The sequence below is a fragment of the Staphylococcus devriesei genome, from assembly GCF_002902625.1.
Lineage (GTDB): Bacteria > Bacillota > Bacilli > Staphylococcales > Staphylococcaceae > Staphylococcus > Staphylococcus devriesei.
This window is the reverse complement of sequence record NZ_PPRG01000050.1, coordinates 45,896-62,872: the sequence shown is the minus strand read 5'-3', so window position 1 is coordinate 62,872 and position 16,977 is coordinate 45,896. Positions and strand designations below refer to the sequence as shown.

General features: G+C 32.4%; 13 protein-coding genes and 2 pseudogenes. 7 read left to right on the top strand and 8 right to left on the bottom strand.

All coding sequences use genetic code 11. From position 1 onward, the window contains the following. Positions 1-260 precede the first annotated feature (260 nt). Positions 261-611: a transcriptional regulator, SarA/Rot family gene (locus tag CD147_RS08410; protein ID WP_103166952.1), complete on the top strand. Its 351-nt coding sequence runs from the start codon at positions 261-263 to the stop codon at positions 609-611. A gap of 118 nt (positions 612-729) precedes the next feature. On the opposite strand, the gene CD147_RS08405 is transcribed toward CD147_RS08410, so the two are convergent. Next, positions 730-1,932, bottom strand: a complete 1,203-nt coding sequence (locus CD147_RS08405) for an MFS transporter (RefSeq protein ID WP_103166951.1) — start codon at positions 1,930-1,932, stop codon at positions 730-732. Beyond that, a complete protein-coding gene (locus CD147_RS08400) occupies positions 1,929-2,363 on the bottom strand; it encodes a MarR family winged helix-turn-helix transcriptional regulator (protein ID WP_103166950.1) in 435 nt (144 codons plus the stop codon). The genes CD147_RS08405 and CD147_RS08400 overlap by 4 nt, the downstream gene beginning before the upstream one ends. A 171-nt stretch (positions 2,364-2,534) precedes the next feature. Here CD147_RS08400 and CD147_RS08395 point away from each other — a divergent pair. Beyond that, positions 2,535-3,296 (top strand): annotated as a pseudogene (locus tag CD147_RS08395) (VOC family protein). 3 nt (positions 3,297-3,299) lie between these two features. On the opposite strand, the gene CD147_RS12495 reads toward CD147_RS08395, so the two are convergent. Continuing rightward, positions 3,300-3,551, bottom strand: a complete 252-nt coding sequence (locus CD147_RS12495) for a hypothetical protein (RefSeq protein ID WP_103166949.1) — start codon at positions 3,549-3,551, stop codon at positions 3,300-3,302. Positions 3,552-3,733: 182 nt separating this feature from the next. Here CD147_RS12495 and CD147_RS08385 point away from each other — a divergent pair, with 182 nt between their 5' ends. Both CD147_RS08385 and CD147_RS08380 read left to right on the top strand, forming a co-directional pair. Then, positions 3,734-4,993: a lipid II:glycine glycyltransferase FemX gene (locus tag CD147_RS08385; RefSeq protein ID WP_103166948.1), complete on the top strand. Its 1,260-nt coding sequence runs from the start codon at positions 3,734-3,736 to the stop codon at positions 4,991-4,993. 153 nt (positions 4,994-5,146) lie between these two features. Further along, positions 5,147-8,329 (top strand): efflux RND transporter permease subunit, encoded by a 3,183-nt coding sequence (locus tag CD147_RS08380; protein WP_103166947.1) that lies wholly within the window; start codon positions 5,147-5,149, stop codon positions 8,327-8,329. A gap of 188 nt (positions 8,330-8,517) precedes the next feature. Here CD147_RS08380 and mspA read toward each other — a convergent pair whose 3' ends face one another. Next, the gene (gene mspA, locus CD147_RS08375; protein ID WP_103166946.1) at positions 8,518-8,835 is read right to left on the bottom strand and encodes a membrane stabilizing protein MspA; all 318 of its coding nucleotides are present in this window, start codon (positions 8,833-8,835) and stop codon (positions 8,518-8,520) included. Between the two features lie 70 nt (positions 8,836-8,905). Then, positions 8,906-9,073 carry an SE1832 family protein gene (locus tag CD147_RS08370; RefSeq protein ID WP_103166945.1) on the bottom strand — a complete coding sequence of 56 codons (168 nt, stop codon included), beginning with the start codon at positions 9,071-9,073 and terminating at the stop codon, positions 8,906-8,908. A 137-nt stretch (positions 9,074-9,210) separates the two neighbouring features. Here CD147_RS08370 and CD147_RS08365 point away from each other — a divergent pair, with 137 nt between their 5' ends. Continuing rightward, positions 9,211-10,119 (top strand): AEC family transporter, encoded by a 909-nt coding sequence (locus tag CD147_RS08365; protein WP_103166944.1) that lies wholly within the window; start codon positions 9,211-9,213, stop codon positions 10,117-10,119. Between the two features lie 256 nt (positions 10,120-10,375). On the opposite strand, the gene CD147_RS08360 is transcribed toward CD147_RS08365, so the two are convergent. The 3 genes from CD147_RS08360 to CD147_RS08350 all read right to left on the bottom strand — a co-directional run bounded on the left by CD147_RS08360 (position 10,376) and on the right by CD147_RS08350 (position 13,187). Continuing rightward, entirely contained in the window at positions 10,376-11,167 is a 792-nt protein-coding gene (locus CD147_RS08360) for a glucose 1-dehydrogenase (RefSeq protein ID WP_103166943.1), read from the bottom strand. A 26-nt stretch (positions 11,168-11,193) separates the two neighbouring features. After that, a complete protein-coding gene (locus tag CD147_RS08355; RefSeq protein ID WP_103166942.1) occupies positions 11,194-12,057 on the bottom strand; it encodes a GRP family sugar transporter in 864 nt (287 codons plus the stop codon). Positions 12,058-12,314: 257 nt separating this feature from the next. Then, a complete protein-coding gene (locus tag CD147_RS08350) occupies positions 12,315-13,187 on the bottom strand; it encodes a GNAT family N-acetyltransferase (protein WP_103166941.1) in 873 nt (290 codons plus the stop codon). A 151-nt stretch (positions 13,188-13,338) separates the two neighbouring features. Between CD147_RS08350 and CD147_RS08345 the strand changes: the two are divergent. Together CD147_RS08345 and CD147_RS08340 are read left to right on the top strand one after the other, a co-directional pair. Beyond that, positions 13,339-15,474 (top strand): annotated as a pseudogene (locus CD147_RS08345) (DNA topoisomerase III). 113 nt (positions 15,475-15,587) lie between these two features. Next, positions 15,588-16,922 (top strand): NCS2 family permease, encoded by a 1,335-nt coding sequence (locus CD147_RS08340; protein ID WP_103166940.1) that lies wholly within the window; start codon positions 15,588-15,590, stop codon positions 16,920-16,922. Positions 16,923-16,977 lie beyond the last annotated feature (55 nt).

Sequence of the window (16,977 nt, the reverse complement as noted above, 5' to 3'; positions counted from 1 at the left end):
AGATGTGTATAAGAGACAGATTATAAGGTAGATATTAATTCATTAAGCCTAAATTTCTTGGTAAAAACTATGGTTTAAGTATACGAATATATAAAAGGAGGCCATTTTATGAAAATAATGAGGCAGATTAAATAATAATCTGAGATAAAATAAAATTTTTTAATAGATTAAATTGTGCTTCTGTTATATAATTTCATTAAGTAATTTTAACGTATAAATCAAATACTACATCTAAGAATCAACATTGGAGGGTTAATATTATGGATAATAAAGTACAAAGATTTATTGAAGCTGAAAGAGAATTAAGTCAATTGAAACACTGGTTAAAATCATCTTACAAAATTTCTATTGAAGAATTTGTAGTTCTATTCAAAGTTTATGAAGGCAAGAAAATCAGTGGTAAAGAATTACGTGATACATTACATTTTGAAATGTTATGGGATACAAGTAAAATCGATGTTATCATCCGTAAAATTTATAAAAAAGAATTGATTTCAAAAATACGTTCTGAAACTGATGAACGTCAAGTATTTTACTTCTACAATGTCGCACAAAAACAATTATTAGATAAAATGAAAAGTGAAATTGAAGCAATTAGTATTGCGAATTAATACGAAATAAATGAGTAATTTGAAAGATTTATTTCAAAATATAGGCTTAGAGATGATTCAATTACGAATTGTCTCTAAGCCTGCTTTTATATACCTATATTTTATTTTATTTAACTTATTATGTGTTCGGTTGTACTTTACGCCCATGTATTAAGAAATATAGCAATGTACATAAGGCTGCTACAATAGCCATAATTAAATATACTTGTGTGTATGAAATCATACCAGTAAATAAACCTAGTAGAGAAGGGCCAAAGCCAATACCTATATCAAGGCCGATAAAGTATGTGGAGGTCGCAATACCGTATTTACTAGATGGTGAGACTTTAATTGCAATAGCTTGCATAGAAGAAGATAAATTACCATATCCTATACCTAAGAAGACACCTGAAAGTAGTAATATCCAGCTACTGTGACTCAAGACAAGTAAAATAAATGTAATGATTAAGGCAATAAATGCGGGATAAACGACCACATTTTCACTACGTGCATCAATAAGACGGCCTGCGATAGGACGAGTGATTAGTGAAGCCACAGCATAACAAATAAAGAAATAACTTGATGCCTCTACTAAATCACGTTGTTCTGCAAAAGATTTTAAAAACGTTAAAATTGAAGCATAATTTAAACCAATAATCATCATTACGATAGCTACAGGTACAGCTTCTTTTGCAATAAAGCTATGAATATTAAATCCAGAAGCTTTTGCTACTTTTTCATCAGTTTTATTAGTAGAAGGGTTAAAATCTATATTTATAAATAAAGAAATAATTAAACTTAGAATTCCTAATATGACACAGATGATAAACAGTAAATTGATTGAAAAAGATTTCAATAGCAGAATACCAAAGAACGGACCAATAGCAGTGCCTAAAACTAAACTTAAAGAGAATAAGCTTATTCCTTCACTTTTACGTTCTACGGGTGTGACATGTGCTGCAATAGTTCCAGTAGCTGTAGTAGCAATTGCAGTAGCTATACCATTTAGTAATCGTATAACCATTAAGAACGTAACTGATCCAGGTATAAAATAAAGTAATTGAGTAATAATTAAAAAGATAAGACCAGCGATAAGAATTTTCTTAGGGCCAAACTTATTAACGTATTTCCCCGTCCCAAAACGACCGAGCAACGAACCCACAATAAATAAGCCAACTACTAAACCAGCTAAACTATCCGAAGCATGGAAAGCCGTTTTACTATAATCGGCAATAATAACAAGTAATAAATACATACATAAATAAACAAAGAAGTTTATAGTAAAGTTAACTGTAAAACTCTTGGTAAATATAGGTTGTTTTAAATTTTCCGTTTGATTCATTCATCTTCCTCCTTAGCCAACGTATGATGAAGTTTATTCATGGTAGAAATCACATTTTCTAATTCCTTCATCGTAAGACCAGAATTTTCAATAAGTGCTTTTTGCACAGGAATAATGTGTTGGTTAACATCTTCAAATAATTTTTGTCCTTTGTCAGATAAAGTTAAAAGCTTTTCACGTTTATCTTGACCAGGAGTTATAACTAAAAGGTCTTTTTCAGCTAAAATTTTAATAATTTTACGGGCAGTAGGCTTTTCAATAAATCGACGTTTAGAAATATGTACTAAAGTTGTAGGGCCAGTATTTGCGATATCTCTTAGTACTAACCATTGGCCAGGATGAAGTTCAAATTTATCTAATATAAATTGTGTGCGTTTAATGTAGGGACGATAAATTCCAATAAAACTATTAAAAAATTCATTTGTAAGCATAAAGTAACTCCTCATTAAAAGTTAGCTTTGCTAACTAGTTTTGATGACAAAAATTAGTATATGACTTATACGGCTAAAATGCAATAGTAGAATTCAATTGAATAATCTAGTAAGAGGTTTGATAAGATATAGATAAGTAGAAATATATATATAAGAAGGGGTTTATTATTAATGGAATTAAGATTTGATCATATTATTCACTACGTAGATAACCTTAAGAATTTTAAATATCCTGGGGAGATTTTAAAATTATCTTCTGGAGGAAAACATCATAAATTCGGGACGTTTAATCGTTTATCTTTTATAAATGAAAATTATATAGAATTATTAGATGTAGAAGATAGTGAAAAATTAAAGAAAGAGGCAAAAACTGAAGAGGGCCGTGTCGCTTTCGCAACTAAAATTGTGCAAGATAACTTTAAACAAGGTTTTAAAACAATGGCATTTAGAACATCTGATATTGAAGCGATTAAACAATCACTAGAAGAGCACCACGTGGAGACCATTGGCCCAGTTGAAATGCATCGAGAAAACAAAAAAGGTGATAAAGTTAAATGGAAATTATTATACATTGCTGATCCAGATTATATGGTTAAACCACCATTCTTTATTCAATGGGAAGACAGTGAAATATAACGCAATAAAAAATTGGAACCTCTTTTCCAAAAGCAATTTAAAATCGATAAGGTTATTATTGATAGTTCGAAACGTGCTAAGACATTAGCTAAATGGCAAACTTGGTTTAAAATGAGCATTATTGATGAGGGAGACAATTATACAGATTTACGATTAACCGATGATAACATCATATACCGCATACAAGATGGTCAACATTCTGGATATCGTACTGTTATCTTCAAAGATAAGGAAGCCACTGCCCCTTATTCAATCAATATAAAAGGGGCAAAGTATCGCTTCGAACCTGAAGAGTAATAATTAGTAGAGGTATACGTATGTGCTATGGGCTATTAAAGCAATGTGAATAATAACTAGGGCTAAGGAGATGAAGCTTAATATTGTTGACAGTCTAGTCGTTTTTAATAGAAGGAAGAAGATTGTTAATGCGAAGCTCAACGCGACAAACATAACTCGCAAACTAAAAAAGGCGATAGTAAGTGGTTGGCTAAGCGTTAAGATGATAGCGATTAAATTGCATATGATAAATATAGCTAGAATAATATTTCTCAAGAATAAAAACCTCTTTTAAATAAAATGAAAATGTGAATTACGATTTTTATTAAGACCATTAAGTATAACAAATTTGCATATATATTAAAGGAATTTGAACTTACGTGTCGTGTTTGTCGACACCTACTCAGGTAGATTGTATAATTGTAATTAATGTAAAGATAAAGGAGTTTTTTTATAGCATGGAAAAGATGAATATCACTAATCAAGAACATGATGCATTTGTAAAAACTCATCCGAATGGCGATTTACTGCAGCTGACAAAATGGGCAGAAACAAAACGCTTAACTGGATGGTATTCAAAGCGCGTCGCAGTTGGAGAAAATGGTGAAATTAAAGGTGTAGCTCAATTATTATTTAAAAAAGTACCTAAGTTACCATTTACGTTATGCTATGTATCTCGTGGATTTGTAACAGATTATAGTAATAAAGCTGCACTAGACAAGCTATTAGAAGAAACTAAAAAAGTTGCTAAAGCAGAAAAAGCATATGCTATTAAAATTGATCCAGATGTTGAAGTGGATAAAGGAATTGAAGCACTTAAAAACCTTAAAGCGCTAGGGTTTAAACATAAAGGGTTTAAAGAAGGCCTGTCTAAAGATTATATTCAGCCACGTATGACAATGATTACACCAATTGACAAAACAGATGATGAAATCTTTGAAAGCTATGAACGCCGTAATCGTTCTAAAGTGAGATTAGCGCTTAAACGCGGTACAAAAGTAGAACGTTCAAATAGAGAAGGACTAAAAACTTTTGCAGAATTAATGAAAATTACAGGTGAACGAGATGGTTTCTTAACAAGAGATATAAGTTACTTTGAAAATATTTATGATGCCCTTCATGAAGATGGTGACGCTGAACTCTTCTTAGTTAAATTAGAACCAAAACCTGTATTAAAACAATTAAATCAAGAACTTGAAGAACAACAACAAGAAAAAACGCAATTACAAGAGAAACTTGAAAAGAAAAATGATAAGAAAACAGCTAACAAACTAAAAGATTTAGAGAATAAAATTTCTAAAACAAGTGAATTGAAAGAGGAAATGGTTACCTTAGAAGAAAAACATCCAGAAGGTGTTTATTTATCAGGTGCTTTACTCATGTTTGCTGGTAAAAAATCATATTATTTATATGGAGCATCTTCAAATGAGTATCGTAACTTCCTACCTAACCATCATATGCAATTTGCAATGATGAAATATGCACGTGAGCATGGTGCCACATCATATGACTTTGGTGGTACAGATAATAATCCTGAAAAAGGTACTGAGCATTATGGTCTATGGGCATTTAAAAAAGTATGGGGGACTTACTTAAGCGAGAAAATTGGTGAATTTGATTACGTATTAAATCAACCGCTTTATCAATTAATCGAACAAGTTAAACCACGCTTAACTAAAGCTAAAATTAAAATTTCTCGTAAGTTGAAACGCAAATAGAGAAATTTATAAATAAGCCTTATAATCTGAACGATTCTACAATTATTGTAGCGTTCAGTTTTTTTAGAAACACACAACATATTGTTTGAGACAAAATAGTGGGCAATAAAAGTAATATAGCGATTGATAATTTGAGTTAAAGGAAGTGAAGGAATGATCAAAAAAATGCTACAGTTTTCTCTTGGTAATAAGTTTGCTATCTTTTTGATGATAGTGTTGGTTATTTTAGGGGGCGTATATTCAGGCGCAAAGTTAAAACTTGAATTATTACCAGATGTAGAGAATCCTGTAATTTCTGTTCAAACTACAATGCCCGGGGCTACGCCTCAAACGACCCAAGATGAAATTAGTTCGAAAATTGATAATCAAGTCCGTTCTTTAGCCTATGTAGAGAGCGTTAAGACACAATCAATACAAAATGCATCCATCGTCACTGTTGAATATAATAATGATACAGACATGGATAAAGCAGAAGAAGTACTTAAAAAAGAAATTGATAAGTTAGACTTTAAAGATGGAGTAAGTGAACCAGAATTAACGCGTAATTCTATGGATGCTTTTCCAATAGCTGCATATTCATTTACTAATAAAAATGATAATTTAAAAACAACAACGAAGGAAATTAATAGCCAATTAATTCCTAAATTACAAACTATTGATGGCGTCCAAAACGCCCAACTTAACGGACAAACAACACGTCAAGTAACATTGAAATTTAAACAAAGTAAGTTAGATGAAGCGGGATTAACGGCGGACGATGTTGAAAATTACATAAAAACAGCCACTCGTGAAACACCGCTTGGACTATTCCAATTTGGAGAAAATGAAAAATCAATCGTAGTCGATGGGCAATTTAAATCAGTAGACGCACTAAAAGATTTAGAAATCCCTCTAAATATTAGTGGACAAGGTCAATCTGGTGGAGACGATAGTGGTACTGAAAGCATGAGCAGTACTGGTGATGAAGCTTCAACATCTAGTAGCAGTCAGTCTCAAAGAAAGCCAGCTACTCAAACTTCAAGTGGTGAGATACCAAGCGTTCCTTTAAGTGATTTAGCTAAAGTTAGCGTTGGCGACGAACGTGAATCTATTTCTAAAACGAACGGCAAAGATGCGGTAAACGTTCAAATTATGAAAGCGCAAGATGCAAATACAGTACAAGTTGCACGCGACGTTCAAAAGAAAATAGATGAATTTGTTAAAAATAATAGTGATATTAAAGCTACTAAGACAATGGATACAGCGAAACCAATTGAAGACTCACTTTATACAATGGTTGAAAAAGCTGCCTTAGGTACTATTGTAGCTATCATCGTTATACTATTATTCCTAAGAAATATTAGAACGACAGCTATATCAGTGGTTTCAATTCCACTTTCTATATTAATCGCACTTATTGCATTAAAATTAAGCGATGTTTCGTTAAATATTTTAACGTTAGGTGCATTAACCATTGCGATTGGACGTGTGATTGATGACTCGATTGTAGTAGTAGAAAATATATATCGTCGTTTATCTGATCCGCATGAACAACTGAAAGGCGATCCCTTAGTTATAAGTGCTACGAGAGAAGTATTTAAACCTATTTTATCTTCAACTATTGTGACTATTATTGTATTCCTACCACTCGCCTTTGTTTCAGGTTCGGTAGGCGAAATGTTTAGACCATTTGCGTTAGCGATTACCTTTAGTTTATTAGCATCGCTTCTCGTATCTATTACCGTCGTGCCAGCTTTAGCTTCTACCTTTTTTAAAAAAGGAATTAAAACGAAGCAACATGCTAATGACAAGCATGAAAACCACACTGGTAAAGTAAGTAGTGGATATCGTAAAGTATTAGGATGGTCGCTTAACCATAAATGGATTGTGTTAATTATAAGTTTAGTCATATTAATTGGAAGTATTGGATTAGGTGCTACCAAATTAGGTACAAGCTTTATTTCAACAGGTGATGACAAATTCTTAGCACTCACTTATACGCCTAAGCCGGGCGAAACTGAAAAAGCAGTGCTCGATCATGCAGAAAAAGCACAACAATATCTTCAAAGTAAAGGGAAAGTTAAAACAGTCCAATACTCTGTAGGTGGACCATCACCAGCGGACCCAACAGGCAGTACTAATAGCATGGCGATTATGGTGGAATATGATAAAAACACGCCTAACTTTGATGAAGAACCAGATAAAGTTATTTCTCATTTATCTAAGATGAAAGATCCAGGTGAATGGAAGAATCAAAACATGGGCACAGGCATGGGAAATGACTCTATTGAAGTAACGGTTAAAGGACCTTCAACTAAAGATATTAAAGGTACTGTAGCTAAAATAGAAGATAAGATGAAGTCTATTGACGGATTAGCAAATGTGAAATCTGATTTATCACAAACATATGATCAATATGAAATTAAAGTTGATCAAAATAAAGCGACAGATAAAGGTATTTCTGCTAGTCAATTAGCTTTAAATCTTAATGAAAACTTACCTGAAAAAACGATTACCACAGTTAAAGAAAATGGTAATAAAATAGATGTGAAAGTAAAACAAAATAAACAGACTGATTGGTCTCAAGATAAATTAAATAATATTGAATTAAAATCTCCTTCTGGTGAAACAGTGAAATTAAAAGATATAGCGAAACTTGAACGTACTACCACACCAAGTAAGTTAGTTCAAGAAGATGGTGACCACGCTACAACGATTTCAGGCAAGGTCACTGCTTCTGATGTAGGTGGCACGTCAAGAAAGGTAATGAACGAAATAGATAAAATCGATAAGCCTAATAATGTAAAAGTTAAAGTTGGAGGCGCTACAGATGATATTAATCAAGCGATGAATCAATTAGCGTTTGCGATGTTAGTGGCTATCGTGATTGTTTATCTAGTATTAGTCATTACATTTAGAGGTGGCCTAGCGCCATTCACTATTCTATTCTCACTACCATTTACAGTTATTGGGGTAGTCTTTGCATTACTTATTACGGGTGAAACCATTTCTGTTCCTAGCTTAATAGGTATGCTTATGCTGATTGGTCTGGTAGTAACCAATGCCATCGTACTCATCGATAGGGTAATTACAAATGAGCAACAAGGAATGACTATGAAAGAAGCATTGTTAGAAGCGGGTGGTACACGTATTAGACCAATTCTAATGACTGCTATTGCCACGATAGGTGCTTTACTACCATTACTATTTGGACAAGACAGCTCAATCTTAATTTCGAAAGGTATGGCTGCTACTGTAATTGGAGGATTAATATCTTCAACTATTCTTACTCTAATAGTGGTACCAGTGATTTATGAAATATTATTCACGTTAAAAAATAAAATAATGCGTAAGTAATCTTATGTAAATTGAGATATGACTGTGTTTAATTAGCGTAAAGCGGTCATATCTACACTGTTGTGTTAGAAATGAAATTTAATTATGATATAGAAAAGCACCGATTAGAGGGACTTCATCCTTCCAATCGGTGCTTTTATGTTATGAGAATTATTTCTCAATATAATTCGAACTAACTATATAGATAGTTAATACATTACGAAAGTTAAAATAATATAGATAATAAATAATATAATCGATAAGATGTTTAAAATTGAAACACCTTTATAATCATTTTTTAATGATTTAAACGCAGTAACCTCAACGTTACCTACTAAAAGTAATAAAACGATGAAGACCCACCAATTTTCAGCTGGAAATTGTAATGTCGTGATTGCTACTACAAATAGCAGTAAAACTCCCATAATAATTCGTAATATACGAGTGAAAATTGAGTTCATTTTAAAAATACTTATGTAGCTAACAAAAAGATATAATACGGGTAATAATATTAGGTAAAGTTTCACCAGATGACATCCTTTCTACTATGACTAATAATAGCATGTTGTTAGTTTGATGACTAGACAAAGTAACATGCTAGTTCTGACGTAATTTTGAACGAACCTCTGAGGTTTCTTTCTCTATGTTCTCTAGTTGTTGTAATAAAGGATCAATATCTTGATTTAATGATTCACGTTTTTCGAGGTCATTTTGTAGACGTGTATAATCATATTTCAGTTCGGCTAATTGAGATTCTAAGTCCATAGTTAGTCTAACTCCTTTATCTTATATATTAATCACTAGAATTATAGCATGAAACAAGACACTTCTAAAATTTGTAGAAGTTGTGTTACAGTATTTAACTGTAATAATAAAGTAAACGTAAGAAAGAAGGGATATTTGTGACAGAGCAATTCGTAATGATTATCCTCTTAATTGTATTAGGGTACTTCTTAAAACGAATTAACTTTCTAAAAGCAACAGACAGTCAAGTATTATCAACGCTTGTTTTAAATGTCACGTTACCTTCTTTAGTTATCGTTAATTTAAATAGTGCAGAATTAGACTTTTCTTTTTCAATCTTACCTGTAATGATGATTATTTACGGGATCTTTTCAAAGATAATTGTTGTGTGGCTATTTAGAAAATATGATAACCATATTAAAGGTTCAGTAGGAATGATGACAGCGGCACTTAACATTGGCTTGTTTGCTTATCCTTTAGTAGATGCAATTTGGCCGAAAAACGGTATGATATATTTCGGAATGGCTGATATAGGCGGCGCAGTGATTATGTTTGGCGTGACTTATTTTGTAGGAAGTTATTTTAGTGAGGGAGGAGACCAATTTAATTTTAAATTTTTAGGAAAAAAATTAATAACATCTGTTCCTCTAGTTACTTACATTGTGATGTTTATTCTTAACATGTCTAATATTCATCTTCCTAGAGTTTCAATTGATTTCTTCACTATCATTTCTAAGGCTAATATGCCATTGTCCATGATACTTCTTGGTGTCATGTTAAGCTTTAAAATTGAACGTCACTTCTTACCGATTGCAATCAAATATTTAGTTGCCCATTATGGTATAGGACTAATTGCAGGATTGTTAGTTCATTATTTCTTACCAGTTTCGGATGATATGATTAAAACTACATTATTAATTACTTGGTTATTACCTGTAGGGGTAGCTATTATTCCATACTCCATCCAATTTAAATACAAGACATTACCTTTAATAGGTATGGTGACAAATTTATCCATTGTAATTAGTATCGTTATCTTATATGTATATCAAGCAATATTTATCTAATATTAAATGCATATTTATCTTTAGCATGATGACATAATGGAGGACTGAATGATGTAGAAGTTGAGCGTCTATTCATGATAAACATTTATTGCTAAAATAAAGGCTAGAACATTTTCATCTATAAATGTTCTAGCCTATTTTATATATAAATATTGGAATAATTAATGCTTTTTACATAAGATTGAAGCACTAATAACTTATGCTCTAGGAAACCAATATATGATGTCCTAAATCCTCAAACCATTTGTGCCAACCTTTATCCTTTACCACCCATAAATGCCGGATAGTTAGTCATACCACCATCAACATAAATAGTAGTGCCGTGGATATAGCTTGCTAAATCGGAAGCTAAGAATAAAGCTACATTAGAAACATCTTGCGCTTCACCAATTTCTCTAGCAGGGATCATTTCAATTGTCTCATCTCGTGTTTGCGGATCCGAGAATTTTTCTCTTGTGTGTTCAGTAACAATTGCACCTGGTGAGATGTTATTAATGCGAATACCATATTGTGCATATTCCATTGACATAGTTTCCATCATTAATTTTAAGCCACCTTTACTTGCAGCATAATTAACATAGTTTGGCCAAGGAATTTTATCATGCACACTTGAAGTATTAATAATAACGCCTTTTTTATCTTCTTTTAAAAACTGATTCACCGCTTCACGTGAACCGATAAAAGCACCAGTCAAATTAATATCAATGACCTTTTGCCATTCATCTATCGACATTTCATGAGTAGGAATTGGCTTTTCAAAACCAGCATTATTAATCATGATATCTAATGTGCCAAATTCTTTTACAGCAGATTGAACTAAGTTTTTCACATCTGCTTCAACGGCAACATCACCTTGAACAGCAATAGCTTGTCCTCCAGCGTTAGTAATTGTAGTTTTTATTTCATCAATTTCATCTAAATGTTTATCAGAGTGATAGTTTAAAACTACCTTTGACTTAGCTTTTCCAAAGTTTTCGGCAAATGATTTACCTATACCACTACCAGCGCCAGTAATGACGACTACTTTATTTTCTAATTCGGGAAACATTATGACTCCTCCTTAGTGTTATTAGATTATTTTAAATTACCTAAAATAAATGCAGCGACAATAATTAATACAATACCTGACCATATACCAACCATTTGGCGTTTGTCTTTCTTTTCGCCTAATAGGAAGATACCACCAAGTGTTGAGACGATAACAAGTAATTGTGAAAGTGAGAAACTAGTTGCTACACCAACTTTTGGTTGAGAGTAGAACATAAACAAGTTACCAATTGCCCATACCACACCAGGAATCAAGTTTAAAGCAGTAGATTTGATGTTTGTTTCATGTTTCATTGATAGTAAGAAACCACCAATTGCCATGCCGACTGATTGGAAGAATAAAGCGTCTGTACCACTTACACCAAAGATATCCCCGATAACTACATAACCAACATAGCCGACCGTAGAAATAATTAAAATTAACATCGCTTTTTTGAATTCTGGATCATTAGATGTACCTTCATTTTTAGCGCGTAATGAAGTAAGTGCAATACCAGTGACTAAGAGAATCATTGCTATAATACCCATAGTTACTTGCACACCAGTACTCCATTCTCCTAAGAAAATGGCACTAAATAAAGTTGTACCTACTAGTTGCATACCTGTAGAAATAGGCATTGTTTTAGATACACCAATTAAATTAATCGAACGTAACTGGTTACCTTGGCCAAATGCCCATAATGCACCGGAAATTAAACCTACAATAATAACCGTTAAGTTATCAAATTCAGCTCGACCCATTAATAGTAAAACGATACCGACGATAAGTGCCCCTAGTGTCGTACCTCTAATCTGGTTATACGGTCCACCACCTACGAACACATTAATTAAAACAACACTACCCCAAAATAGAGCAGGTAATAACGCTATTAAAATATCTACGAATTGCATTTAATTTCACTCTCCTTATTTAATTACTTAAAGTGCTTTCCTTTCTTCTAACACCCGTGATGTATTTTATCGGAAATAATCATAAGTTAAAACGTAATTGCTCATTACATGTTTATTTTTAATAAAATAAAAGAGTCTAGAGGTTAGGACAACATCTTGCTTTTAGAGCTCTGTTAATTAATCTCTAAAGCATAAATGATGATTGTCTCAAGTCCCTATGACTCTGATTAGCAATATTTAATTAAATTGAGTAAATATTAAAGTCGAGCATGTAGCGCTTCAAACTTATATTTCTTAAATTCCGTTTCGATTTCAAATCCCAGTTCATTGAAGCGTTCCACTAGTGTAGCGTTTTTACTACGAATTTTAAAATAAACCTTATTAAGACTATAATGATTAAATGCAAAATTAATGGCGAAAGATAGCAAATCAAAGGCAATACCCTTTAACCTGTAGTCACTATGAGAACTAAAGTAGCGTATTTCTCCTATTGATTGAGTCGGACTGACTTGTAAATATAAATATCCTTTAAGTAATCCTTCACTTACAAATAGAAATAATCGATTATTATTATCTAACGATTCGACAATTTGACGTGGCGTTAATACATTATGTTTGAAAGTTTGTTCGTGTAGCCTACTAAATGGACGTTGAAAAACAGGTTGATATTCAATAATATTTTGCTCAGATCCTGATTTATTTAAAGTTGAATACGCATTTAAATAATAATCGGTAAAATTATAGTTGGCTCCAAGATGTTTCATAAGCGTTTTAGAATCTTGAGAACATTCGTCGTAAGAGAAGTTAAATATAGTTTCATTAGGTAAGGACTTACGTAAAGCAGTAAATAAATCATCGAAATGCTCTAATTTGAAATTGAAATTTTCACCAACATAGGGTCCAACCACTTTAAATTTGTTGTCGTCATATTTAATAGCGGTCAGTAGACTTTTGATTTCATTATCTTCTAATAGGCAAAATACTCCAGGAAACTTAAGTGTAGAAGTTAATAGAAGCTCAACGTCCTCTTGAGGGATAGATAGTTTATATATATAAGACGCAAATTCATTAGAAGACGTTTGAATAAATGAGACAATTTGATTTAGGTCACTTACTTTAACGATGTTCATAGCGCACCTCCAGTTCAATATCAATCTATTACATTAATTATATTGGTATTTAAATGTAATTGAAAGTTTGGATTATTGTCTATCATGTTACAATTGTTAGTATCGGATGATTGCACGTCTTTAAATATAGTTATTGCGAAAGGAAAGTAGTATGAAAACATTAATTTTAGCTGAAAAAACTTCAGTTGCACGAGACATTGCTGAAGCTTTAAATATAAAAGGTAAACGTAACGGATATATTGAAAATGAGCGTTATATTGTAACTTGGGCGTTAGGTCATTTAGTTACAAACGCTCAACCGGAACATTATGACAAATCATTTAAAGAATGGAAACTTGAAGATTTACCTATTATTCCTAATAAAATGCAAACTATCGTCATTGGAAAAACAAGTAAATAATTCAAAATAGTAAAATCCTTAATTTTAAAAAACGAAGTTAAAGATATCGTAATTGCGACAGATGCAGGTAGGGAAGGGGAACTTGTTGCGCGTCTTATCTTAGACAAAGTTAAGAATAAAAAACCGATTAAGCGATTATGGGTTAGCTCCGTTACTAAGAAAGCAATTCAACAAGGCTTTAAGCAACTAAAAGACGGTCGTGCTTATAATCATTTATATGAAGCCGCATTAGCACGAAGTGAAGCGGATTGGATAGTAGGTATTAATGCTACCCGTGCGCTAACGACAAAATATGATGCACAACTATCATTAGGTAGAGTACAAACACCTACAATACAACTCGTTAATGCTAGACAACAAGAAATTAATCACTTTAAACCTCAAAAATATTATACTTTATCCATAGATATTAAAGGATTAACATTCCAACTCAAAACGGACAAGCGTTATATGACGAAAGATGAAATCGAAAATATCGCTAGTGAAGTTAAAAATGGCAAGGGCATAATTAACTACGTTGATTCTAAGAATAAGAAAAACTATCCAAAGCCTTTATATAATTTAACTGATTTACAACAAGAAGCTTATCAACGTTATAAAATGGGTCCGAAAGAAACGTTGAATACTATTCAAACTTTATACGAACGTCATAAAATTCTAACGTATCCACGAACAGATTCTAATTATTTAACAGATGATATGGTGGATACAATTAAAGAACGATTACAAGCGTTGTTAGCTACCGAATATAAGGAACATGTGCGCCCGTTAATAAGTCAATCATATTCATCTAAGATGCGTATGTTCAATAATAATAAAGTTTCAGATCATCATGCCATTATTCCTACTGAAGTACGTCCAGATATGCAAAATTTAAGTAATAGAGAATTTAAAATCTATCAAATGGTAGCTGAAAGATTTTTAGAAACATTAATGCAGCCATATGAATTTAACGCTATTAAAGTAGATTTGAAAGTAGGTAAATATAGCTTTATTTTAAATGAAAAAATTACACATCATCTAGGATTTAAGGCATTAAAGTCTAAAAAAGATGAAGCGGTAATGGAAATTCATTTTGAAAAAGGGGAAACCTATACCATTCAACATACCAAAGTGAGCGAACACGAAACTACACCACCTGAATATTTTAATGAAGGCTCGTTATTAAAAGCGATGGAGAATCCGCAAAATTATATTTCATTAAAAGATAAGAAACACGCGTATACCTTAAAACAAACAGGTGGTATAGGAACGGTAGCTACAAGAGCTGATATTATTGAAAAGCTATTTAACATCAATGCGATAGAGTCTCGAGATGGCAAAATTAAGGTGACCACTAAAGGTAAGCAAATACTAGATTTAGCTCCTCAAGAGTTAACTTCTCCTTTATTGACGGCAGAATGGGAAGAAAAACTACTTCTTATTGAAAAGGGTAAATACAATCGTCAACGTTTCATTAATGAAATGAAAGAATTTACAACTACGATTGTTAATAATATCAAGAATAGTGAACAAAAATATAAACATGATAATTTAACTACTACGGAATGTCCAACTTGTGGCAAATTTATGATTAAAGTTAAAACTAAAAATGGGCAAATGTTAGTATGCCAAGATCCGGCATGTAAAACTAAAAAGAATGTTCAGCGTAAAACTAATGCACGTTGCCCGAACTGTAAAAAGAAAATGACATTGTTCGGAAGAGGCAAGGATGCAGTATATCGTTGTACCTGTGGACATACCGAGACGCAAGAACAAATGGATAAAAGATTTAAAAATAAAACTAGTGGCAAGATTTCTAAAAAAGAAATGAATAAATATATGAAAAATAAAGAAACGCTCGATAATAATCCGTTTAAAGATGCACTTAAAAACTTAAAACTTTAGTTAAAATCGAACTAAATTCCATATTTTTATATAAAAGTTCGTTTTTTACTATTGTATTTTTTTAAAAGTAATATTAAAATATTAAAGTATTTCAAACAAAGGAGTTTAAAGCCGTGAAAAAATACTTTCAATTCGATAAGTATGGTACAAACTATAAGAAAGAGATTATCGGTGGTATCACTACTTTTCTATCAATGGCTTATATTTTAGCTGTTAACCCTCAAGTTTTAAGTTTAGCAGGCGTCAAAGGCGTTTCTGGTGATATGAAAATGGATCAAGGTGCTATATTTGTAGCGACAGCTTTAGCAGCATTTGTAGGCTCTTTATTCATGGGACTTATCGCTAAATACCCTATTGCTTTAGCGCCAGGAATGGGATTAAATGCATTCTTCGCATTTACTGTAGTGTTAACCATGGGGATTCCATGGCAAATTGGCTTAACAGGTGTGCTATTCTCAGGAATATTCTTCGCGATATTAACCGCTACCGGTTTGAGGGAAACCATCATTAATGCAATCCCTTATCAAATGAAGATGGCTGTATCAGCAGGTATAGGTTTGTTCATTACATTCGTAGGATTGCAGAGTGCCGGAATTATCGTTAAGAATGATTCTACTTTAGTTACACTAGGCCATTTGACTGACGGCCCAGTATTATTGGCTATATTTGGTATTGTTATTACAATCATTCTTTATGCACGAAAAGTGCCAGGTTCAATCTTCATCGGTATGATAATTACTGCAATTGTAGGTATGATTACTGGTCTGATTCATACGCCATCAGGTATCGTAGGAAAAATTCCTAGCATTACGCCAACGTTTGGCGCAGCATTTGAAGCATTTAAAGACCCAGCTCAATTATTTACAATACAATTTTTAATTGTTATTTTAACATTCTTCTTTATCGACTTTTTTGATACAGCAGGAACACTAGTAGCAGTAGCTACTCAAGCTGGTATGATGAAAGATAACAAATTACCTAGAGCAGGTAGAGCATTATTTGCAGATTCTCTTGCAACGATTGTAGGTGCTGTATTTGGTACGACAACCACTACTTCTTACATAGAATCAACGTCAGGTGTAGCAGTTGGAGCGCGTACCGGATTTGCTAGTATAGTAACAGGATTCTGTTTCTTACTTGCTTTGTTCTTTAGTCCACTTATCGAGATAGTGACAAGCGCCGTTACTACACCAGCTTTAGTAGTAGTAGGTATATTAATGGCAGCAAACTTTGCAGAAATTGATTGGAAAAAATTCGAAGTAGCTGTACCTTCATTTATTACTATTATTATGATGCCTCTATCATATTCAATTGCTACAGGTATCGCTTGTGGATTTATCTTCTATCCAATTACAATGTTAATTACTAAAAAACATAAAGATGTACATCCTATTATGTATTTCTTAATGGTTTTATTTATCTTGTACTTTGTTTTCGTACACGGCTAAACATAAAAAGAACTGCGTATTCTAAATTTAGAATACGCAGTTCTTTTTTACTTTT

Bases quoted from the DNA above. Each gene is read 5' to 3' on its own strand.
- CD147_RS08355 (WP_103166942.1), bottom strand. From the start codon at position 12,057: ATGCAATTCGTAGATATTTTAATAGCGTTATTACCTGCTCTATTTTGG.
- CD147_RS08380 (WP_103166947.1), top strand. From the start codon at position 5,147: ATGATCAAAAAAATGCTACAGTTTTCTCTTGGTAATAAGTTTGCTATC.
- CD147_RS08400 (WP_103166950.1), bottom strand. From the start codon at position 2,363: ATGCTTACAAATGAATTTTTTAATAGTTTTATTGGAATTTATCGTCCC.
- CD147_RS08370 (WP_103166945.1), bottom strand. From the start codon at position 9,073: ATGGACTTAGAATCTCAATTAGCCGAACTGAAATATGATTATACACGT.
- CD147_RS08385 (WP_103166948.1), top strand. From the start codon at position 3,734: ATGGAAAAGATGAATATCACTAATCAAGAACATGATGCATTTGTAAAA.
- CD147_RS08360 (WP_103166943.1), bottom strand. From the start codon at position 11,167: ATGTTTCCCGAATTAGAAAATAAAGTAGTCGTCATTACTGGCGCTGGT.
- CD147_RS08410 (WP_103166952.1), top strand. From the start codon at position 261: ATGGATAATAAAGTACAAAGATTTATTGAAGCTGAAAGAGAATTAAGT.
- CD147_RS08350 (WP_103166941.1), bottom strand. From the start codon at position 13,187: ATGAACATCGTTAAAGTAAGTGACCTAAATCAAATTGTCTCATTTATT.
- CD147_RS08405 (WP_103166951.1), bottom strand. From the start codon at position 1,932: ATGAATCAAACGGAAAATTTAAAACAACCTATATTTACCAAGAGTTTT.